Source organism: Pseudomonas sp. HY2-MNA-CIBAN-0224 (assembly GCF_040310285.1).
Lineage (GTDB): Bacteria > Pseudomonadota > Gammaproteobacteria > Pseudomonadales > Pseudomonadaceae > Aquipseudomonas > Aquipseudomonas helleri.
Genome location: NZ_JBEOPQ010000039.1, coordinates 13,489 through 33,547, shown reverse-complemented (window position 1 = coordinate 33,547; position 20,059 = coordinate 13,489). Strand labels below are relative to the sequence as shown.

The 20,059-nt window shown below is 57.1% G+C and carries 17 protein-coding genes; 14 read left to right on the top strand and 3 right to left on the bottom strand.

The genetic code is table 11. The features are described 5' to 3' along the window. Positions 1 to 193: 193 nt before the first annotated feature. Positions 194 to 1,843, top strand: a complete 1,650-nt coding sequence (locus tag AAEZ03_RS17230) for a Na+/H+ antiporter (RefSeq protein ID WP_048368106.1) — start codon at positions 194 to 196, stop codon at positions 1,841 to 1,843. A gap of 107 nt (positions 1,844 to 1,950) precedes the next feature. On the opposite strand, the gene dapC is transcribed toward AAEZ03_RS17230, so the two are convergent. From dapC to map, 3 genes are read right to left on the bottom strand one after another with little or no spacing between them, the layout of a single operon-like run. Then, entirely contained in the window at positions 1,951 to 3,150 is a 1,200-nt protein-coding gene (gene dapC, locus AAEZ03_RS17225) for a succinyldiaminopimelate transaminase (protein ID WP_350580216.1), read from the bottom strand. Between the two features lie 23 nt (positions 3,151 to 3,173). Beyond that, positions 3,174 to 5,873 (bottom strand): [protein-PII] uridylyltransferase, encoded by a 2,700-nt coding sequence (locus AAEZ03_RS17220; protein ID WP_123749722.1) that lies wholly within the window; start codon positions 5,871 to 5,873, stop codon positions 3,174 to 3,176. A 39-nt stretch (positions 5,874 to 5,912) separates the two neighbouring features. Then, complete coding sequence (map, locus tag AAEZ03_RS17215; protein WP_048368102.1) at positions 5,913 to 6,695, bottom strand: type I methionyl aminopeptidase; 783 nt, start codon at positions 6,693 to 6,695, stop codon at positions 5,913 to 5,915. A 534-nt stretch (positions 6,696 to 7,229) separates the two neighbouring features. On the opposite strand from map, the gene rpsB reads away from it, so the two are divergent. The 13 genes from rpsB to lpxA all read left to right on the top strand — a co-directional run bounded on the left by rpsB (position 7,230) and on the right by lpxA (position 20,058). After that, positions 7,230 to 7,973, top strand: a complete 744-nt coding sequence (gene rpsB, locus AAEZ03_RS17210) for a 30S ribosomal protein S2 (RefSeq protein WP_019411593.1) — start codon at positions 7,230 to 7,232, stop codon at positions 7,971 to 7,973. A gap of 205 nt (positions 7,974 to 8,178) precedes the next feature. After that, positions 8,179 to 9,042 carry a translation elongation factor Ts gene (gene tsf, locus AAEZ03_RS17205; RefSeq protein ID WP_123749723.1) on the top strand — a complete coding sequence of 288 codons (864 nt, stop codon included), beginning with the start codon at positions 8,179 to 8,181 and terminating at the stop codon, positions 9,040 to 9,042. Positions 9,043 to 9,248: 206 nt separating this feature from the next. Then, positions 9,249 to 9,992 (top strand): UMP kinase, encoded by a 744-nt coding sequence (pyrH, locus tag AAEZ03_RS17200; protein WP_048368099.1) that lies wholly within the window; start codon positions 9,249 to 9,251, stop codon positions 9,990 to 9,992. Continuing rightward, positions 9,989 to 10,546, top strand: a complete 558-nt coding sequence (gene frr, locus AAEZ03_RS17195; protein WP_048385564.1) for a ribosome recycling factor — start codon at positions 9,989 to 9,991, stop codon at positions 10,544 to 10,546. The genes pyrH and frr overlap by 4 nt, the downstream gene beginning before the upstream one ends. Positions 10,547 to 10,561: 15 nt before the next feature. After that, on the top strand, positions 10,562 to 11,317 hold the full coding sequence (gene uppS / locus AAEZ03_RS17190) for a polyprenyl diphosphate synthase (RefSeq protein WP_048368096.1): 756 nt from the start codon (positions 10,562 to 10,564) through the stop codon (positions 11,315 to 11,317). Next, complete coding sequence (locus AAEZ03_RS17185) at positions 11,317 to 12,123, top strand: phosphatidate cytidylyltransferase (RefSeq protein WP_350580209.1); 807 nt, start codon at positions 11,317 to 11,319, stop codon at positions 12,121 to 12,123. Before uppS ends, AAEZ03_RS17185 begins: the two co-directional genes overlap by 1 nt. Beyond that, the gene (ispC, locus tag AAEZ03_RS17180; RefSeq protein WP_350580207.1) at positions 12,120 to 13,307 is read left to right on the top strand and encodes a 1-deoxy-D-xylulose-5-phosphate reductoisomerase; all 1,188 of its coding nucleotides are present in this window, start codon (positions 12,120 to 12,122) and stop codon (positions 13,305 to 13,307) included. The genes AAEZ03_RS17185 and ispC overlap by 4 nt, the downstream gene beginning before the upstream one ends. Positions 13,308 to 13,351: 44 nt before the next feature. Further along, positions 13,352 to 14,704 (top strand): RIP metalloprotease RseP, encoded by a 1,353-nt coding sequence (rseP, locus tag AAEZ03_RS17175; protein ID WP_153326190.1) that lies wholly within the window; start codon positions 13,352 to 13,354, stop codon positions 14,702 to 14,704. A 75-nt stretch (positions 14,705 to 14,779) separates the two neighbouring features. Continuing rightward, positions 14,780 to 17,128 carry an outer membrane protein assembly factor BamA gene (bamA, locus tag AAEZ03_RS17170; protein ID WP_048368092.1) on the top strand — a complete coding sequence of 783 codons (2,349 nt, stop codon included), beginning with the start codon at positions 14,780 to 14,782 and terminating at the stop codon, positions 17,126 to 17,128. A 45-nt stretch (positions 17,129 to 17,173) separates the two neighbouring features. Then, positions 17,174 to 17,677 (top strand): OmpH family outer membrane protein, encoded by a 504-nt coding sequence (locus AAEZ03_RS17165; protein WP_048368091.1) that lies wholly within the window; start codon positions 17,174 to 17,176, stop codon positions 17,675 to 17,677. Between the two features lie 2 nt (positions 17,678 to 17,679). Next, positions 17,680 to 18,735: a UDP-3-O-(3-hydroxymyristoyl)glucosamine N-acyltransferase gene (lpxD, locus tag AAEZ03_RS17160; protein ID WP_048368090.1), complete on the top strand. Its 1,056-nt coding sequence runs from the start codon at positions 17,680 to 17,682 to the stop codon at positions 18,733 to 18,735. A gap of 109 nt (positions 18,736 to 18,844) precedes the next feature. Further along, entirely contained in the window at positions 18,845 to 19,285 is a 441-nt protein-coding gene (gene fabZ, locus AAEZ03_RS17155; RefSeq protein WP_048368088.1) for a 3-hydroxyacyl-ACP dehydratase FabZ, read from the top strand. Next, on the top strand, positions 19,282 to 20,058 hold the full coding sequence (lpxA, locus tag AAEZ03_RS17150; RefSeq protein WP_048368087.1) for an acyl-ACP--UDP-N-acetylglucosamine O-acyltransferase: 777 nt from the start codon (positions 19,282 to 19,284) through the stop codon (positions 20,056 to 20,058). The genes fabZ and lpxA overlap by 4 nt, the downstream gene beginning before the upstream one ends. Position 20,059: the final 1 nt, after the last annotated feature.

Sequence of the window (20,059 nt, the reverse complement as noted above, 5' to 3'; positions counted from 1 at the left end):
GATTATGCCATGGGCGAGGCGCTTGAGCGCAGGCTGCCTGCAACCTTGGCAGGATCTTGTGACAGGTAGTCGCATTGAGACTTATGTTCAAGGTCGACGTCAGCCATTTGAAGCTACTATGAGGCTGGATCTAAAATTGTTGCTAGCTGTGTTTGAATTCAGTTAACGCTGATTGTTCGGGAATTTTGTTGATATGCAAACCGCCTATACCGTACTCATCCTGCTGATGTTAGTAGGAGTCTCGCGTTTATTGGGGCGTGTGATCCCTTTACCTCTGCCGTTGGTGCAAATTGCTGCGGGTGCCGTGTTGGCCTGGCCAACCCTGGGCTTGCACGTTGCACTGGACCCGGAGCTGTTCCTGTTTCTGTTCTTGCCGCCGTTGCTGTTCTCGGATGGCTGGCGCATGCCCAAACGTGAATTCTGGCGTTTGCGTGGGCCGATTCTGACGTTGGCAGTGGGTTTGGTGCTGTTCACTGTGGTCGGGGCGGGTTACTTCATTCATTGGCTCTTACCGACGATTCCCTTGCCGGTGGCGTTTGCCCTGGCTGCTGTACTGTCACCGACAGACGCCGTGGCAGTGTCGGCCATTTCCCAGAACCGCCTGCCTGGTCCGCTGATGCATATGCTCCAGGGCGAAGCCCTGATGAACGACGCTTCGGGCCTGGTGACCTTCAAATTTGCCCTGGTTGCAGCTATTACCGGGGTGTTCTCGCTGACCAATGCCAGCCTGACCTTTGTACTGGTGGCCTGTGGCGGCCTGGCCATCGGTGTGGCGCTGAGCTGGCTGGTGGGGCGCCTGCGGGCCTGGATGATCGGTCGCGGCTGGGATGACCCGGCGACCCACGTCGTGTTTATGTTGCTGCTGCCGTTTGCCGCTTACGTACTGGCCGAGCGCTTGGGCGCCTCGGGCATTTTGTCGGCGGTGGCGGCGGGGATGATGCAAAGCTGGCTGGACCTGCTGCCGCGTCAAACCAGTACGCGCCTGCTTAATCGCAGTGTGTGGGGGCTGCTGGAGTTTGCCTTCAATGGCTTGATCTTCTTGCTGTTGGGCTTGCAACTGCCAGACATCATCAAGGCGGTGGTCAGCCACGAAACCACCCTGTGGCCGACCCTGTTTTATCGCTGCCTGGACGTGGTGGCGATTTTTCTGGTGCTGCTGGCGCTGCGCTTTATCTGGGTGCAGAGCATCTGGCGCCTGTTTGGTCTGCTGCGTCGCTGGCGCGGCAAGGGCGACCTGACCCTGGTGCCGACGGCGCGTTCATGCTGGTTGCTGACGGTGGGCGGTGTGCGCGGTGCGGTGACGTTGGCCGGTGTGATGTCGGTGCCGTTGTTGATCAGCGCGGGGGTGGACTTCCCTGAGCGCGACCTGCTCATCTTTATTGCGGCGGGGGTGATTTTGCTGTCGCTGGTGGCGGCGTGTATCGCCTTGCCTTTGTTGTTGCGCGGCATTCCCAAGAGCCCGGATGACGCCATGCGTAAAGAGGTACGCGAAGCTTGGCGGCGCACGGCAGAGGCGGCGATTCATGCGCTGGAAGCCGAAGACGTGGTTGAGCCTGCCGACAGCCCGCAGGACGCGGCCCAAGCAGCACTGGCGGCTGAATTGAAGGCGCGGATCATGTCTGAATATCGCCATCAGCTCGAAGTGTTTAATGACTCGGCTGAAGCGCAGGCGTTGGCCTCGCAGATGGACCTGCTGGAAAGCCGCTTGCGCCTCAAGGCACTCAGGGCGCAGCGTCTGGAGCTGTACAGCTTGCGTCGCCACCATGAGATCGGCGATGACGTGCTCAGCGAGATTTTGCGTGATCTGGATTTGAGCGAAGCGAATCTGGGGACGGTGAAGTAAGGCAGGGAATACACCGATCCCCTGTAGGAGCGAGCTTGCTCGCGAGCTTTTAAAAGATCAAAAGATCGCGAGCAAGCTCGCTCCTACAGGGGGCGGGTAGGCCGGGTTTAGCGGCGGCGCTGGATGAAGTCGCGGATCCGCTCGGCGGCTTCTACGCATTCCGCTAATGGCGCGACCAGGGCCATGCGCACGCGGCCGGCACCCGGGTTAAAGCCGTCGACTTCGCGTGACAGGTAAGAGCCCGGCACCACGGTCACATGTTCTTCAGCGAACAGGTCGCGGGAGAATTCAGTGTCATCCCCTTCGACATTTGCCCACAGATAAAACCCGCCATCCGGGCGCTGTATATCCAGTACCGGCGTCAGAATCTCCAGCACAGCATCGAACTTGGCGCGGTACAGGTCGCGGTTGGCGCGTACGTGTTCTTCGTCGTTCCAGGCAGCAATGCTCGCCAGCTGGGTTTGCACCGGCATGGCGCAGCCGTGGTAGGTGCGGTACAGCAGGAACGCCTTGAGGATCTCGGCATCACCGGCGACAAAACCGGAGCGCAGGCCCGGCAAGTTCGAACGCTTGGACAGGCTGTGGAAGACCACGCAGCGCTTGAAGTCTTCGCGGCCCAAGGCCACGCACGCGCTGAGCAAGCCTTCTGGCGGGGTCTGCTCGTCGAAATACAGCTCGCTGTAGCATTCGTCGGCAGCGATCACGAAGTCGTGTTCATCAGCCAGTGCAATCAGCTTTTTCAGAGTTGCCAGCGGGATCAAGGCCCCGGTCGGGTTGCCCGGCGAGCACAGGAACAGGATCTGGCAGCGCTTCCAGGTCTCGACCGACACTGCGTCGAAGTCCGGGTTAAAGCCTTGTTCAGCCAGGCACGGCAGGTAGTGCGGCTTGGCACCCGCCAAAAACGCGGCCCCTTCGTAGATCTGGTAGAACGGGTTCGGGCTGATCACCAGGCCGTCGTCGCTGCGGTTGACCACGGTTTGGGTGAAGGCGAACAGCGCTTCACGGGTGCCGTTGACGGGCAGGATGTTGCGCGCCGGGTCCAGCCAGCCAGCCGGCACGTTAAAACGGCGCTCGGCCCAGCTACCAATCGCTTCGCGCAGGGCAGGGATGCCGAGGGTGGTCGGGTAGACCGCCATCTGATCAAGGTTGTCCGCCAGGGCCTTGGCCACGAAATCGGGAGAGCGGTGTTTCGGTTCGCCAATCGACAGCGCAATCGGGCGCTTGTCGGCGTTGGGCTGCACGCTACTCAGCAGGGCACGCAGTTTTTCGAACGGGTAAGGCTGCAACTGGTTTAGAGCGTTGTTCATTGGGTGCGGGTCTCACTCGGCGGCTAGATGCTCAGGCGCCAGGTTGGGGTTGAGTCTTTGTTGACCGTTAGTTGCTCCACGATGGCTTCCTGCAAACGTATGCACAGTTGTGGGTCAGACAATGGCTGATTGTTTTCGTCGGTAATGAAGAAGACGTCTTCGACGCGCTCGCCCAAGGTGGCGATCTTGGCGTTCTGCAACGACAGGTCGAACTCCAGGAAGATCATCCCGATGCGCGCCAGCAGGCCGGGACGGTCCGGGGCGCTGAGTTCCAGTACGGTGACCGGGCGCTGGGCGTCGTTGTGGATCGTCACTTGCGGCGGGAAAGCAAAGTGTTTGAGCTGGCGCGGTACCCGGCGCTGGATGATGTTCGGGTAGTCGTCCGGGTTACGCAGGGCTTCGGTCAGGCCTTTGCGGATTTTTTCGATGCGCTCCGGGTTATTGCCGATCGAGTCGCCGTCGTTGTCGAGCACGATGTAGGTGTCGAGGGTGAACTGGCTGCTGGAGGTAATGATGCGCGCGTCATGGATGTTGAGGTTGAGCTGGTCCATGGCTGCTACGGTCACGGCGAAGAAGTCGTGCTGGTCGGGTGCATAAATGAAGATTTGCGTGCCGCCCTCGAAATCGCGCTGGGTGGTTTCCTTGATCAGCACCAGCGGGCCACCGTCTACGGGTTGCTGCAGGATGGCTTCGGTGTGCCAGGCCACATCGGCCGAGGTGTGGCGCAGGAAGTAGTCATCGCCCAACTGCGACCAGAGCTGCTCGACATCGTCCTGGTCGTTGCCGTTGCGCACCAGCACGTCCAGCGCGGCGCTTTGCGTCTGGCGAATTTGCTCTTCGCGATCGACCGGGTTTTCCAGGCCGCGACGCAGGGCGCGCTTGGTCTCAGTGTAGAGCTGGCGCAACAGGCTCGCGCGCCAGGAGTTCCACAGCGTCGGGTTGGTGGCGTTGATGTCGGCCACGGTCAGCACATATAAGTAGTCGAGGTGGGTTTCGTCGATCACGGTCTGGGCAAAGTCATGGATGACTTGCGGGTCTGACAGGTCTTTGCGCTGGGCGGTGGTCGACATCACCAGGTGGTTTTGCACCAGCCATACGATCAGCCGTGTATCCCAAGCGGGCAGGTGATGACGAATGCAGAAGGCTTCTGCATCCACCGCGCCAATCTCCGAGTGGTCGCCGTGGCGGCCTTTGCCGATGTCGTGGTACAGCCCGGCGAGGTAAATCAGCTCAGGCTTGGGCAGCTTGGCCATGAGTTTGCTGGCCAGCGGGAATTTCTCCGAGACCTGGGTGTACTGCAATTTGCGCAGGTGCTTGATCAGGTTCAGGGTGTGCGCATCGACCGTATAGATGTGGAACAGGTCGTGCTGCATTTGCCCGACGATAAAGCCGAATTCCGGCAGGTAGCGTCCGAGAATGCCGTAGCGGTTCATCCGGCGCAGGTTGCGATGGATGCCGATTTTGCATTTGAACAGCTCGATAAACAGGCTGGTGTTGCGGATGTCACTGCGAAAATCATCGTCGATCAGGTAGCGGTGTTCGCGCAGCAAGCGGATGGTGTCAGCCCGCACGCCTTTGATGTCGGGGTGCTGTGCCATCAGCAGGAAGATTTCGAGCATGGCAAACGGCGTGCGCTTGAACACGTTGTTGCTGGTGGCTTCGATGTAGCCGTCGTGGAGTTGAAAGCGCGAGTTGATCGGCGTCGGCGGCGCTTCGTCTTCCGGGGCCAGGATCACTTCTTCAAAGTGCTGGATGATCAGGTCGCTGAGCTGGGCAATGCTCATGACCACCCGGTAATACTGCTGCATGAAGTTTTCGATGGTCTGCTTGGTGTCTTCGCCGGTAAAGCCGAGCAATTCGGCGATGCTGCGTTGATGGTCAAACAGCAGACGGTCTTCGGCGCGGCCAGCGAGCATGTGCAGGGCGTAGCGGACCTTCCAGAGAAACTCTTGGGATGATGAAAGCAGGTCATGTTCGCTTTCGACCAGGAAGCCTTCACCGGCCAAGGCGCGCAAATTCAGGGTGCCGTACTGGCGGCGGGCTACCCACAAGATGGTCTGAATGTCGCGCAGGCCGCCGGGCGAGCCTTTGACGTTGGGCTCAAGGTTGTATTCGGTGTCGTTGTACTTGTGGTGCCGGGCTTTTTGCTCGGCACGCTTGGCCAGAAAGAAATCCTTGCTGGGCCACATGTGTTCGGTACTGGTGACTTCGAGCATGCGTTGACGCAAGCGCTCGGGGCCAGCAATGGTGCGGCTTTCGATCAGGTTGGTAATGACGGTCAGGTCGGCGCGGGCTTGCTCTGCACATTCATCGACCGAGCGTACGCTCTGGCCGACTTCCAAGCCGATGTCCCACAGCAGGGTCAGAAACCGCTCGATGGAATCGCGGAAAATCTCATGATCCGCGTTGTCGAGCAGGATCAGCAGGTCGATGTCGGAGTAGGGGTGCAATTCGCCCCGGCCATAACCTCCCACCGCGACCAGGGCGATATCGGCCTGGTCGCTCCAGCTGAACTGGTCCCACGCTTGTTGCAGGATGTTATCGACGAACCAGGCGCGGTCCTCGATCAGGCGTCGAATATCGCGGCCTTTGCGAAAGCGTTCGTCGAGCACTTCGCGTGCCTGGCGGATCGCCTTTTTGAAAGCGGCAATCGGGCTTGCCTTTAATGCCAATTCGGCCTGGAACTGGCCGCGGTCAAAAAGTTCGGGATCCACCTGCGGCATCGATTGGCTTTCCTGTCGTGGGATGTGTGGGGGTTGCTGTCAGGCCGAAACCCGCGGGATGGTGTCATCGCTGCGCAGGGTGAAGATTTCGTAACCGGTGTCGGTCACCAGCAGGGTGTGCTCCCACTGCGCAGACAGCTTGCGGTCCTTGGTGATCGCCGTCCAGCCATCGCCCAGCACTTTAGTGTCGGCTTTGCCCTGGTTGATCATCGGCTCGATGGTGAACGTCATGCCCGCCTTGAGTTCCATGCCGGTGCCCGCGCGGCCGTAGTGCAGGATTTGCGGCTCTTCGTGGAACACCTTGCCAATGCCATGGCCGCAGAACTCGCGAACCACCGAGAAGCCGTTCTTTTCGGCGTGCTTCTGAATCACTTCACCGATATCGCCCAGGCGGCAACCCGGCTTGACCAGTTCGATGGCCTTGTACATGCATTCCTGGGTCACTTGCGACAGGCGCTCAGCCCAGACCGGCACTTTGCCAACATGGAACATGCGGCTGGTGTCACCGTGATAGCCATCTTTGATGACGGTCACGTCGATGTTCAGGGTGTCGCCTTCCTTCAGGGCCTTGTCACCCGGAATACCGTGGCAGACCACGTGGTTGATCGAGGTGCAGATCGACTTGGGGAAGCCTTTATAGTTGAGCGGCGCGGGGATGGCCTGTTGCACATTGACAATATAGTCATGACAGATGCGGTCCAGCTCTTCGGTGGTGACACCGGGTTTAACGTGTTCAGCGATCATTTCCAGTACGTCGGCGGCCAGTTTGCCGGCGATACGCATTTTTGCGATGTCCTCGGGAGTTTTGAGGGTGACGGTCATACAGGCTCTCTTCGCGCGTAAGCGCTCATCAACGGGGTTGCGGGTGTGTGACGAGTTATTTCAGCTACACACCGCCATAAAAACGCGATTCTACCAGACGGTCGGCTGTAAACATGAGCCTTGCGCCATCGCTTCTATTAATAGAGTGGGGCATTTTGGCCCTATTCCAAGGCTCTAGCAAAAGGAAGGGGCTGCTTTTGATCCGGGTTTTGATCTGCTTGTCTCGCGGTAAGGGCTAAATCGGTGAAATGCCGTTGTGCAGATAACGGGCACACCACAGATCAAAAGATCGTGAGGCAAGCTCGCTCCTACGGGGCGCAAATCCTTGTGCGACAACGGCTTAGCAATAAAGTCTGAATTCGCGCTTCGTTTTTTATGTGTCTTGTGATATAAAATGCGCCGCTTTGCGGGTATAGCCCGCAGAGCACAAACCCACACACGTATCGACACGATGACCTGGGTGCCTTCAGCTCGAAGCTGCTGGTTGGTCGTTGGGATACGTGGAGGCCTAACCCGACTTATTAAGGAACTACCATGTCCCAAGTCAACATGCGCGATATGCTGAAGGCCGGTGTGCACTTCGGTCACCAAACCCGTTACTGGAACCCGAAGATGGGTAAATACATCTTTGGCGCGCGTAACAAGATCCACATCATCAACCTTGAAAAAACCCTGCCAATGTTCAACGAAGCTCTGACTTTCGTAGAGCGTCTGGCCCAGGGCAAAAACAAGATTCTGTTCGTCGGCACCAAGCGTTCCGCTGGCAAGATCGTTGCTGAAGAAGCAGCACGTTGCGGCTCGCCGTACGTGGATCACCGCTGGTTGGGCGGCATGCTCACCAACTTCAAAACCATCCGTGCTTCCATCAAGCGTCTGCGTGACCTTGAAGTTCAAGCAGAAGACGGTACTTTCGCCAAGCTGACCAAGAAAGAGGCGCTGATGCGCACTCGCGATCTGGAAAAGCTGGATCGTAGCCTGGGTGGTATCAAGGACATGGGCGGTCTGCCAGACGCACTGTTCGTTATCGACGTTGACCACGAGCGCATCGCGATCACCGAAGCTAACAAGTTGGGCATCCCGGTAATCGGCGTTGTCGACACCAACAGCAGCCCAGAAGGCGTTGACTACATCATCCCGGGCAACGATGACGCAATCCGCGCTATCCAGCTGTACATGGGTGCGATGGCTGATGCTGTTATCCGTGGTCGCAACCACGTTGCTGGCGGCACCGACGTTTTCGTCGAAGAAGCTCCAGCTGCAGCGGTAGTTGAAGGCTGAGTAACTAACGCCTAGCGTTTACTCAGTGCGCAAAAAGGGGGCTTGGCCCCCTTTTTGCCACCTCGAAATCCATTTGTTGGACATGCTCTCGTCATTGCTGTATCAGAATGCGGCTGGCTGGGAGCCTCGAGGCAGGCTTCATACGAATTGAACGCCCGTTCGGTCGGGTGGAATGGTTGAAAACCTATCCAAGAGGAATTTTGAAATGGCAGAGATTACTGCAGCGTTGGTTAAAGAACTGCGTGAGCGTACTGGCGAAGGCATGATGGACTGCAAGAAAGCCTTGACCAAGGCTGGCGGCGACATCGAAAAAGCCATCGACGACATGCGTGCTTCCGGCGCCATCAAGGCTGCCAAAAAAGCAGGCAACGTTGCTGCTGAAGGCGCAATCGCTCTGAAGGAAGACGGTAAATCCGCAGTTCTGCTGGAAGTGAACTCGCAGACTGACTTCCTGGCCCTGCAGGACGACTTCAAAGCATTCGTTGCTGCCAGCGTTGAAAAAGCATTCGCTGACAAGCTGACGACTGTTGAGCCTCTGATCGAAGCTCAAGAAGCTGATCGCCTGGTACTGGTCGGCAAAGTTGGCGAAAACGTCAACATCCGTCGCCTGGCTCGCGTTGAAGGTGATGTGGTCGGCGGTTACCTGCACGGCAACAAAATCGGTGTAGCAGTTGTTCTGAAAGGCGGCAACGTTGAGCTGGCCAAAGACATCGCTATGCACGTTGCTGCAAGCAACCCAGAGTTCCTGCTGCCTTCGGAAGTTTCTGAAGAAGCGATCGAGCGTGAAAAAGCGGTGTTCCTGAGCCTCAATGCTGACAAGATTGCCGGCAAGCCAGAAAACATCGTTGAAAACATGATCAAAGGCCGCATCAGCAAGTTCCTGGCCGAAGCTAGCCTGGTTGAGCAAGCGTTCGTTAAGAACCCAGAGATCAAAGTTGGCGAGCTGGCCAAGAAAGCCGGCGCTGAAATCGTTTCCTTCACTTACTTCAAGGTAGGCGAAGGCATCGAGAAGCCAGTCGACAACTTCGCTGAAGAAGTTGCTGCTCAGCTGGCTGCAGCCAAGCAATAAGACAGTTTTACACTGTCGACCCGAAGAGGCTGCCCGCTCACGCGCGCAGCCTCTTTTCAAATGGGAGAGGGTTTTGCCTTTTCTTGCGGAACCGATTGCATAAGTCGTGTTCCGATGGTGCTGCTGTGCAGCGCCACGCTAGAGTAAGCGCGGGCTGAAAGTGGCCTCGCACAGATTTTTTTAAAACGCGGCAGGAGAGATTCGCAATGGCTCAGCAGGGCGCTGGTTATCAAACTCGCTATAAACGCATCCTACTCAAGCTAAGCGGTGAAGCCCTGATGGGCTCTGAAGAGTTCGGGATCGATCCCAAAGTACTCGACCGCATGGCGCTGGAAGTGGGCCAACTGGTCGGCATCGGCGTCCAGGTAGGTTTGGTGATCGGTGGTGGCAACCTGTTCCGCGGTGCTGCCCTGAGCGCGGCCGGTATGGATCGTGTGACTGGCGACCATATGGGCATGCTGGCAACCGTGATGAACGCCTTGGCCATGCGCGATGCGCTGGAACGTGCGAATATCTCTGCCATCGTAATGTCGGCTATTTCGATGGTTGGTGTGACTGATCATTACGATCGTCGCAAGGCAATGCGTCATTTGAACGCTAAAGATGTGGTGATTTTCGCTGCAGGCACCGGTAATCCGTTCTTCACAACGGATTCTGCTGCTTGCTTGCGTGCTATTGAAATCGACGCTGACGTGGTGCTTAAAGCAACCAAGGTTGACGGCGTGTACACCGCAGATCCATTTAAAGACCCGCATGCCGAGAAGTTCGATCATCTGACTTACGATGAAGTACTGGATCGCAAACTGGGTGTTATGGACCTTACGGCCATTTGTCTGTGCCGTGACCATAAAATGCCATTGCGTGTATTTAATATGAACAAGCCCGGCGCCTTGCTGAATATTGTCCATGGCGGCGCTGAAGGGACTCTGATCGAGGAAGTTCAACAATGATCAATGAAATCAAAAAAGACGCTCAAACGCGCATGCAGAAGTCGCTGGAATCATTGGCCCATGCTTTTGGCCAGATCCGCACCGGCAAAGCGCACCCAAGCATCCTGGGCAGCGTGATGGTGCCTTACTACGGCGCCGATACCCCGTTGAGCAGCGTTGCCAACGTAACAGTAAAAGACTCGCGTACTCTGCAAGTTGTGGCGTTTGAGCGCAACATGCTGGCTGCGGTCGACAAGGCTATCCAGAGCGCTGGCCTGAACCTCAACCCGACCAACTTGGGTGAGTTGCTGCTGATCTCCATGCCGGCCTTGACTGAAGAAACCCGTAAAGGTTTCACCAAGCAAGCCCGTAGCGCTGCTGAAGACGCGCGTGTAGCTGTTCGCAACATCCGTCGCGATGCGTTGAGCGAGCTAAAAAAACTGGTTAAAGACAAAGAAATCAGCGAAGACGAAGAGCGTCGCGCCGCTGCTGATATTCAGAAGTTGACCGACAAGGCCGAGGCAGACATTGATGCGGCTACCAAGGCGAAAGAAGCGGACCTGATGGCCGTATAAGGGTCTGGGCGTTTTATGGAAAAGACCAAGCAGACAGAGCCATCATCGGTGCCGCGCCACGTCGCGATCATCATGGATGGTAATAATCGCTGGGCGAAAAAACGCTTTCTGCCGGGTGTTGCCGGGCATAAAGCGGGAGTGGATGCAGTTCGCGCAGTGATTGAGGTGTGCGTCGAGGCCAAGGTCGAGGTGCTCACCTTATTCGCGTTCTCCAGTGAAAACTGGCAGCGCCCCGCCGCTGAGGTCAGTGCCTTGATGGACTTGTTCTTCAAGGCGCTACGGCGTGAGGCCCGGCGCCTCAACGACAACAACATCAGCTTGCGGATCATCGGCGACCGTTCGCGCTTCCACCCTGAATTACAGGCGGCGATGCGTGAGGCGGAGCAGATGACGGCAGGGCCTGATCGCTTTGTACTGCAGGTTGCCGCTAACTACGGCGGTCAGTGGGACATTGCGCAGGCCGCACAGCGCCTGGCGCGTGAAGTTCAGGCGGGGCATTTGCAGCCTGAAGACATCACCCCGGGCCTGCTGCAAAACTGTCTGGTGACTGGCGATCTGCCGCTGCCTGACCTGTGCATTCGCACAGGCGGCGAGCACCGCATTAGCAATTTCCTGCTGTGGCAGTTGGCGTATGCCGAACTGTACTTCTCCGACCTGTTCTGGCCGGACTTCAAACACGAAGCCATGCGCAATGCGCTGGCTGATTTCGCTTCTCGCCAGCGTCGCTTCGGTAAAACGAGTGAGCAGGTTGAAGCTGGAGCCCGGGTTTAATGCTTAAACAACGCATCATTACTGCACTCATATTGCTGCCCATCGCTTTGTGCGGGTTTTTCCTGCTCGAAGGGGCTGGCTTTGCGCTGTTCATCGGCCTGGTCGTGACCTTGGGTGCCTGGGAATGGGCGCGTCTGGCGGGTTTCGAAGCTCAGTTGGCGCGGGTGGCTTTTGCAGTGCTCGTGGCTCTGCTGCTGTTTGGTTTGTACGTCTTCCCGGATCTTGCGCCCTGGGTGCTGGGCGCCGCAATCTTGTGGTGGGGCGCTGCAACCTGGCTGGTGTTGACGTTTCCTGAGTCGGCCGAGCGCTGGTCGGCAACCTTGACCAAGCTGGTGATTGGCCTGCTGATTTTGCTGCCGGCCTGGCAAGGGCTGGTGCTGATCAAGGCGATGGCGCTGGGCAACTGGCTGATCATGGCGGTCATGGTGCTGGTGTGGGGCGCTGACATCGGCGCTTACTTTTCCGGCCGCAAGTTCGGGAAACGCAAGCTGGCCCCTAAAGTCAGCCCCGGCAAGAGCTGGGAAGGCATGTATGGCGGTTTGATCCTCAGTCTGCTGATCACGGCTGCTGTCGGTCTGGTGCGTGGCTGGAGCGTTGGCGAAATCATCGCAGCACTGTTGGGTGCAGCGATGATTGTGCTGGTGTCTGTAGTGGGCGACCTCACCGAAAGCATGTTCAAGCGTCAGGCCGGTATCAAGGACAGCAGTAACCTGCTGCCAGGTCACGGCGGGGTTCTGGACCGTATCGACAGTCTGACGGCGGCGGTTCCGTTGTTTGCTGTACTGCTTTGGATTGCCGGATCATGAGTCGACCTCAACAGATTACGGTGCTGGGGGCTACAGGCTCGATTGGCCTGAGCACCCTGGATGTTATTGCGCGTCACCCTGACCGCTATCAGGTCTTTGGTCTGAGCGGTTTTAGCCGTATCCCGGAGCTACTGGCCTTGTGTCTCGAACACAAGCCGCGAGTAGTTGTAGTGCCGCACGAGCGTGCAGCCAGCCAACTGCGGGCCGGTTTGCAGGCGGCAAAGCTCGGCACTGAAGTGTGGGTGGGTGAGCAAGGCTTGTGTCAGGTGGCTTCTGCTCCAGAAGTTGACACGGTCATGGCAGCAATCGTGGGTGCGGCTGGTTTGCGTCCTACGTTGGCAGCGGTTAACGCTGGCAAAAAAATTCTCTTGGCCAATAAAGAAGCGCTGGTCATGACCGGCGATCTGTTTATGCAGGCCGTTCGTCGCAGCGGTTCGGTATTGCTGCCTGTCGACAGTGAGCACAACGCGATTTTCCAGTGTTTGCCACAGGACTACGCACGCGGCCTGGGTTCGGTCGGTGTGCGGCGGATATTGCTGACGGCGTCGGGCGGACCCTTCCGCGTAACGCCATTAGAGTTGTTGCAACATGTCACCCCGGATCAGGCGTGCGCTCATCCCAATTGGTCGATGGGGCGCAAGATTTCCGTTGATTCGGCGAGCATGATGAACAAGGGCCTGGAGCTGATCGAAGCCTGCTGGTTGTTCGATGCCAAGCCAAGCCAGGTTGAAGTGGTGATCCACCCGCAAAGCGTGATTCACTCGCTGGTCGATTATGTGGATGGCTCTGTGTTGGCGCAGCTCGGTAATCCGGACATGCGCACACCCATTGCCAATGCCCTGGCGTGGCCTGAACGTATCGACTCAGGTGTTGCGCCGCTGGATCTGTTTGCGGTTGCGCGGCTGGACTTTGAGCGTCCGGATGAACAACGCTTCCCGTGTTTACGTCTGTGTCGAGAAGCAGCCGAGGCGGGCAATAGCGCGCCTGCGACCCTCAATGCGGCGAACGAAGTAGCGGTGGCGGCGTTTCTTGACGGTAAAATCCGTTACCCGCAAATCGCCAACCTTATTGAAGATGTGTTAAGCACTGAGCCTGTGATTGCAGTCGATGAGCTGGATGCTGTATTTGCGGTAGATACCCAAGCGCGACTGCGAGCTGAGCAGTGGTTGAGCCGTAACAACTGACAAGTGGTACATGTCGGAGCCGGACAGAATCGCGGAGAAAGTAGATGAGTGCGCTCTATATGATTGTTGGCACCCTGGTGGCATTGGGGGTGCTGGTCACATTTCATGAATTCGGTCACTTTTGGGTGGCGCGCCGTTGCGGCGTCAAGGTTCTGCGCTTTTCTGTGGGCTTCGGTACGCCTCTCTTACGCTGGCATGACCGTCAGGGCACTGAGTTTGTCGTCGCAGCGATTCCGCTGGGCGGCTACGTAAAAATGCTCGACGAGCGTGAAGGCGATGTTCCGGCCGACCAGCTCGATCAATCCTTCAACCGTAAAACCGTCGGGCAGCGCATTGCCATCGTCGCAGCCGGGCCTGTGGCCAACTTCTTGCTGGCCATTGCGTTCTTCTGGGTGCTGGCAATGATGGGCAGCCAGCAGGTGCGCCCGGTGATCGGCGCGGTCGAAAGCGGCAGCCTGGCGGCGAAAGCCGGTTTAGTAGCGGGTCAGGAAATTGTTTCAATTGATGGCCAGCCAACGGTGGGCTGGTCGAACGTCAACCTGCAACTGGTGCGTCGCCTCGGCGAAAGCGGTGCCATTCAGGTTGCGGTGCGCGGCCCCGATTCCGATGTTGAAAGCTCCCATCAGTTGGTTTTGCATGACTGGCTAAAAGGGGCTGATGAGCCGGACCCGATCAAATCGTTGGGTATTCGGCCGTGGCGACCTGAGTTGCCAGCCGTTCTGGCAGAACTCGACCCTAAAGGCCCGGCACAGGCCGCTGGCCTCAAGACCGGTGACAAACTGCTGTCCATGAATGGCCAAGCTATTAATGACTGGCAACAAGTCGTGGACTGGGTTCGTCTGCGGCCCGCGGCCCGCGTAGATTTGCGCGTCGAGCGCGACGGCGTTGCGCTTGAGGTGCCGGTGGTTCTGGCCGCTCGCGGTGAAGGTGACGCTGCGACCGGTTATCTGGGAGCAGGGGTCAAAGGTGTCGATTGGCCACCCGCGATGATTCGCGAAGTCAGCTATGGCCCGGTCGCCGCCATTGGCGAAGGGGTCAAGCGTACGTGGACCATGAGCGTATTGACGCTCGATTCACTGAAGAAAATGTTGTTCGGCGAGCTCTCGGTAAAAAACTTGAGTGGACCGATAACCATTGCTAAAGTGGCGGGCGCTTCTGCCCAGTCGGGCGTTGCTGATTTCTTGAATTTCCTGGCTTATCTGAGTATTAGCCTGGGGGTTCTGAACTTGTTGCCCATTCCCGTCCTGGACGGTGGGCACTTGTTGTTTTATCTGATCGAGTGGGCGCGTGGTCGTCCCTTGTCGGATCGGGTACAGGGTTGGGGGATGCAGATCGGTATCAGTTTGGTGGTCGGAGTGATGTTACTTGCTCTGGTCAACGACTTGGGACGACTGTAAACACTTCGCTGAATTGCGAATCTGCCGCATTTTGCGGCAGTTTGTTTATTGCCAGTTGGAATAAGAAAGGACTTCATGAAACGTCTGCTGCTAACTGCGGTTCTCGCCGTACTGATGATCGCCGAAGTTCACGCCGAGTCCTTCACTATCTCTGATATCCGTGTCAACGGGCTCCAGCGGGTTTCCGCCGGCAGCGTGTTTGGCGCGTTACCGCTGAACGTGGGTGAGGTAGCGGATGACCGCCGTTTGGTGGAATCCACTCGTGCGTTGTTCAAAACCGGGTTCTTTCAGGATATCCAACTGGGTCGTGATGGCAATGTGCTCGTCATTACGGTTGTCGAACGTCCTTCCGTCTCCAGCATCACCATTGACGGTAACAAGGCGATCTCCACTGATGACCTGATGAAAGGCCTGAAACAATCGGGCCTGGCTGAAGGCGAAATCTTCCAGCGTGCGACCCTTGAGGGTGTTCGTAACGAGCTGCAACGTCAGTATGTTGCCCAAGGCCGCTACTCGGCGACGGTAGACACCGAAGTGGTGCCTGAGCCGCGCAACCGCGTTGCCTTGAAGGTCAACATCAACGAAGGCACCGTTGCCTCTATCCAGCACATCAACGTGGTGGGTAACACGGTCTTCCCGGAATCTGACCTGGTTGATCTGTTCGAACTGAAAACCACCAACTGGTTGTCGTTCTTCAAGAACGACGACAAGTATGCGCGTGAAAAACTGTCGGGTGACCTGGAGCGTCTGCGTTCCTACTACCTCGATCGCGGCTATATCAACATGGATATCGCCTCGACCCAGGTATCGATCACTCCTGACAAAAAGAACGTCTACATCACGGTCAACGTGAACGAAGGCGAAAAATACAATGTCGGCTCGGTCAAACTGAGCGGTGACCTCAAGGTCCCGGAAGATCAGATCAAGTCGCTGCTGCTGGTTCAGCCAGGCCAGGTGTTCTCGCGCAAGCTGATGACCACCACTTCCGAGCTGATCACCCGTCGTCTGGGTAACGAAGGCTACACCTTCGCCAACGTGAACGGCGTGCCTCAGCCAGACCCTGAAAACCACACCGTCGCCATCACCTTTGTGGTCGATCCGGGCAAGCGTGCTTACGTGAACCGTATCAACTACCGCGGCAACACCAAGTCGGAAGACGAAGTGCTGCGTCGTGAAATGCGCCAGATGGAAGGCGGTTGGGCTTCTACTTACCTGATCGACCAGTCCAAGGTTCGCCTTGAGCGTCTGGGCTTCTTCAAGGAAGTGAACGTTGAAACTCCGGCAGTGCCAGGCACTGACGACATGGTTGACGTGAACTACGCTGTTGAAGAACAAGCGTCGGGTTCGATCACCGCCAGCGTCGGTTTTGCTCAGAGCGCCGGTTTGATCCTGGGTGGCTCGATTACCCAGAACAACTTCCTGGGTACGGGTAACAAGGTCAGCATCGGCCTGACCCGCAGCGAATACCAGAGCCGTTACAACTTCAGCTACGTTGACCCGTACTGGACGCCGGACGGTGTGAGCCTGGGCTACAACGTTTTCTACCGCACCACTGACTACAAAGAGCTGGACGTTGACGTTGCCAACTACTCGGTCGACAGCCTGGGTGCTGGCGTTACCATGGGCTACCCGATCAGCGATACCTCCCGTCTGACCTACGGTCTGACCGTTCAGCAGGATGAAATCAGCACCGGTCGTTACACCGTTGACGAGATCTTTGACTTCGTAAACCGTGAAGGTGACAAGTACCTCAACTTCAAGGCGTCAGTCGGCTGGTCCGAGTCGACCCTGAACAAAGGCGTGTTGCCAACCCGTGGTACATCGCAGAGCCTGGTGCTGGAAACCACTATTCCTGGCAGCGACCTGCAGTTCTACAAACTGGACTATCGTGCACAGTTGTTCCAGCCGTTGAGCGATACCTTCACTGCTCGCCTGCACACAGAGTTGGGCTATGGTGATGGTTACGGTTCGACTGAAGGTCTGCCGTTCTACGAGAACTACTACGCGGGTGGTTTCAACTCGGTACGTGGCTTTAAAGACAGCGCACTGGGCCCACGCAGTACGCCGAGTACCGGTAAGAACCCGGGTACGATTGCCGACCCGGATCAAGACCCGCTGCCATTCGGTGGTAACGTGCTGATCCAGGGTGGTGTAGAAGTTCTGTTCCCGATGCCGTTTGTGAAGGATCAACGTTCCCTGCGCACTTCCGTCTTCTGGGATGTGGGTAACGTGTTCGACACCAACTGCAAGGGCGAAACCAAGAATTGCGATATCAGCTTTAGCAATATGGCCAGTTCTGTGGGTGTAGGTGTGACATGGGTAACTGCGCTTGGCCCGCTGAGCTTCAGCTTGGCCATGCCGATCAAGAAACCGGATGACGCAGACACTCAAGTGTTCCAATTCTCCCTCGGCCAGACTTTCTAAAAGCCTGACTATAGATACAGACAACGGATTTTTTAGGAGTGCATCGTGCGTAAGTTGACTCAATTGGTTCTCCTGGCTTCGCTCTTGGCAGCGGGCCCGGCTTTTGCCGACATGAAAATTGCTGTGCTGAACTATCAAATGGCACTGCTTGAATCCGACGCAGCCAAGCGTTATGCCGTGGATGCCGAGAAAAAATTTGGCCCACAACTGACCAAACTGAAAAACCTGGAAAGCAGCGCCAAGGGCATCCAGGACCGTCTGGTTAGCGGCGGCGACAAAATGCAGCAAGGCGAGCGTGAGCGTCTGGAGCTTGAGTTCAAGCAAAAGGCCCGTGATTTCCAGTTCCAGTCCAAGGAGCTGAACGAAGCCAAGGCCGTTGCTGACCGTGAAATGCTGAAACAGCTGAAGCCAAAACTGGACAGCGCTGTTGAAGAAGTCATCAAGAAAGGCGCCTTTGACCTGGTGTTCGAGCGTGGTGCTGTGATTGATGTAAAACCTCAGTACGACATCACTCGCCAAGTGATTGAGCGCATGAATCAGCTGAAGTAATTATGACCGCGACTATAAAACTCGGCCGATTGGCCGAGTTCCTCGGGGCCACCTTGCGTGGCTCCGCGGAGAAAGAAATTACTGGGCTGGCCACTTTGCAAGAGGCCGGCCCAGCTCAGTTGAGCTTTCTGGCTAATCCCCAATACCGTAAATACCTCGTTGACTGCCACGCTGGAGCGGTACTGCTCAAGGCGGCGGATGCCGAGGAGTACGCGGGGGATGCGCTGGTTGTGCCCGATCCTTACCTGGCGTATGCCCGAATTTCCCATTTGTTCGACCCCAAGCCCAAAGCCACTGCCGGGGTTCACCCTTCGGCCGTGATTGCGGACGATGCGGTGGTTGATCCAATGGCGAGCATCGGTGCGTTTGCGGTCATTGAGAGTGGTGCGCGAATCGCTGCCGGCGTCACCATTGGTGCGCATTGCTTTATCGGTGCGCGTTGCACTATTGGTGAAGACGGTTGGCTGGCCCCTCGTGTGACCCTGTACCACGATGTGCATATCGGCAAGCGTGTGGTGATTCAGTCGGGTGCCGTGTTGGGTGGCGAAGGTTTTGGTTTCGCCAACGAAAAAGGCATTTGGCAGAAAATCGCTCAAATTGGCGGTGTGACCCTCGGTGATGATGTCGAAATTGGCGTCAACACGGCCATTGATCGGGGTGCTTTGGCCGATACGTTGATCGGCAATGGCGTCAAGCTGGATAACCAGATCCAGATCGCGCACAACGTTCAGGTGGGTGACCATACGGCGATGGCCGCGTGTGTAGGCATTTCCGGTAGTACTAAAATCGGTAAGCACTGCATGCTCGCAGGCGGAGTTGGTTTGGTCGGTCACATTGAAATTTGTGACAACGTGTTCTTGACTGGCATGACGATGGTGACGCATTCGATCACCGAGCCAGGAGCCTATTCTTCCGGTACTGCCATGCAGCCGGCTGCGGAGTGGCGCAAAAGTGCGGCACGCATACGTCAGCTGGATGACATTGCAAGACGGCTAAAACATCTGGAAAAGCGCGTCGGGGAAGTGACCCCGGACGGTAAAGCTTCTTCAGAGGGCTAGTACATTTTCCATATCAAGAGTGCATAGCCACTGGTTTGCTTCCTTGATTTGCTAGAGGAGCGCGCCTTAGTCGCGCGCGCCCAATCTTTATTACAGGCTTCCCCACGAAATGATGGACATCAACGAGATTCGCGAATATCTGCCCCACCGTTACCCGTTCCTGCTGGTGGACCGAGTGGTGGATCTGGATGTCGAGAACAAGCGCATTCGTGCCTACAAGAATGTCAGCATCAATGAACCTTTCTTCAATGGTCACTTCCCGGCGCACCCGATCATGCCGGGCGTCCTGATCATTGAAGCCATGGCTCAGGCCGCTGGCATCCTGGGTTTCAAGATGATGGATCTGAAGCCTTCCGACGGCACGCTCTATTATTTCGTCGGCTCCGACAAGCTGCGCTTTCGCCAGCCTGTACTGCCAGGGGATCAACTGATCCTTGAAGCCAAGTTCCTGAGCTGCAAGCGCTCCATCTGGAAATTTGAATGCCAGGCCACGGTTGACGGCAAGCCAGTGTGCTCGGCTGAGATCATCTGTGCGGAACGCAAACTATGAGTTTGATTGACCCTCGCGCAATCATCGATCCGACGGCCATTTTGGCCGACGACGTCGAGGTCGGCCCTTGGTCGATCATCGGCGCAGGTGTGGAAATCGGCGAGGGGACTGTGATTGGGCCGCATGTAATTCTTAAAGGCCCAACCAGGATCGGTAAACACAATCGCATCTACCAGTTTTCTTCGGTAGGCGAGGACACACCTGATCTGAAGTACAAAGGCGAAGAAACGCGCCTGGTGATTGGTGACCACAACGTTATTCGTGAAGGCGTCACCATTCACCGCGGCACCGTGCAGGACCGTGCTGAAACAACGCTGGGTGATCACAACCTGATCATGGCCTATGCCCACATCGGGCATGACAGCGTGATTGGCAACCACTGCATTCTGGTTAACAACGCCGCCCTGGCGGGCCATGTGCACATGGGTGACTGGGCGATCCTGTCCGGCTTCACGCTGGTTCACCAGTTCTGCCATATCGGTGCTCACAGTTTTTCGGGCATGGGCACTGCCATCGGTAAAGACGTTCCGGCGTTTGTCACCGTGTTCGGTAGCCCGGCCGAAGCGCGCAGCATGAACTTTGAAGGCATGCGCCGCCGTGGTTTCAGCGATGAAGCCATTCACGCCCTGCGCCGAGCTTACAAAGTGGTCTACCGACAGGGCCTTACCGTCGACCAGGCGCTGGCTGAACTGGCCGAACCGGCTGTGCAGTTCCCTGAAGTGGCGATGTTCGTCGAGTCGATCCGTTCGTCTACTCGCGGCATTACGCGCTAAT

Excerpts from the sequence above, each read along its gene's own strand:
- AAEZ03_RS17230 (WP_048368106.1), top strand. The coding sequence starts at position 194 with ATGCAAACCGCCTATACCGTACTCATCCTGCTGATGTTAGTAGGAGTC.
- dapC (WP_350580216.1), bottom strand. The coding sequence starts at position 3,150 with ATGAACAACGCTCTAAACCAGTTGCAGCCTTACCCGTTCGAAAAACTG.
- AAEZ03_RS17220 (WP_123749722.1), bottom strand. The coding sequence starts at position 5,873 with ATGCCGCAGGTGGATCCCGAACTTTTTGACCGCGGCCAGTTCCAGGCC.
- map (WP_048368102.1), bottom strand. The coding sequence starts at position 6,695 with ATGACCGTCACCCTCAAAACTCCCGAGGACATCGCAAAAATGCGTATC.
- rpsB (WP_019411593.1), top strand. The coding sequence starts at position 7,230 with ATGTCCCAAGTCAACATGCGCGATATGCTGAAGGCCGGTGTGCACTTC.
- tsf (WP_123749723.1), top strand. The coding sequence starts at position 8,179 with ATGGCAGAGATTACTGCAGCGTTGGTTAAAGAACTGCGTGAGCGTACT.
- pyrH (WP_048368099.1), top strand. The coding sequence starts at position 9,249 with ATGGCTCAGCAGGGCGCTGGTTATCAAACTCGCTATAAACGCATCCTA.
- frr (WP_048385564.1), top strand. The coding sequence starts at position 9,989 with ATGATCAATGAAATCAAAAAAGACGCTCAAACGCGCATGCAGAAGTCG.
- uppS (WP_048368096.1), top strand. The coding sequence starts at position 10,562 with ATGGAAAAGACCAAGCAGACAGAGCCATCATCGGTGCCGCGCCACGTC.
- AAEZ03_RS17185 (WP_350580209.1), top strand. The coding sequence starts at position 11,317 with ATGCTTAAACAACGCATCATTACTGCACTCATATTGCTGCCCATCGCT.
- ispC (WP_350580207.1), top strand. The coding sequence starts at position 12,120 with ATGAGTCGACCTCAACAGATTACGGTGCTGGGGGCTACAGGCTCGATT.
- rseP (WP_153326190.1), top strand. The coding sequence starts at position 13,352 with ATGAGTGCGCTCTATATGATTGTTGGCACCCTGGTGGCATTGGGGGTG.
- bamA (WP_048368092.1), top strand. The coding sequence starts at position 14,780 with ATGAAACGTCTGCTGCTAACTGCGGTTCTCGCCGTACTGATGATCGCC.
- lpxD (WP_048368090.1), top strand. The coding sequence starts at position 17,680 with ATGACCGCGACTATAAAACTCGGCCGATTGGCCGAGTTCCTCGGGGCC.
- fabZ (WP_048368088.1), top strand. The coding sequence starts at position 18,845 with ATGATGGACATCAACGAGATTCGCGAATATCTGCCCCACCGTTACCCG.
- lpxA (WP_048368087.1), top strand. The coding sequence starts at position 19,282 with ATGAGTTTGATTGACCCTCGCGCAATCATCGATCCGACGGCCATTTTG.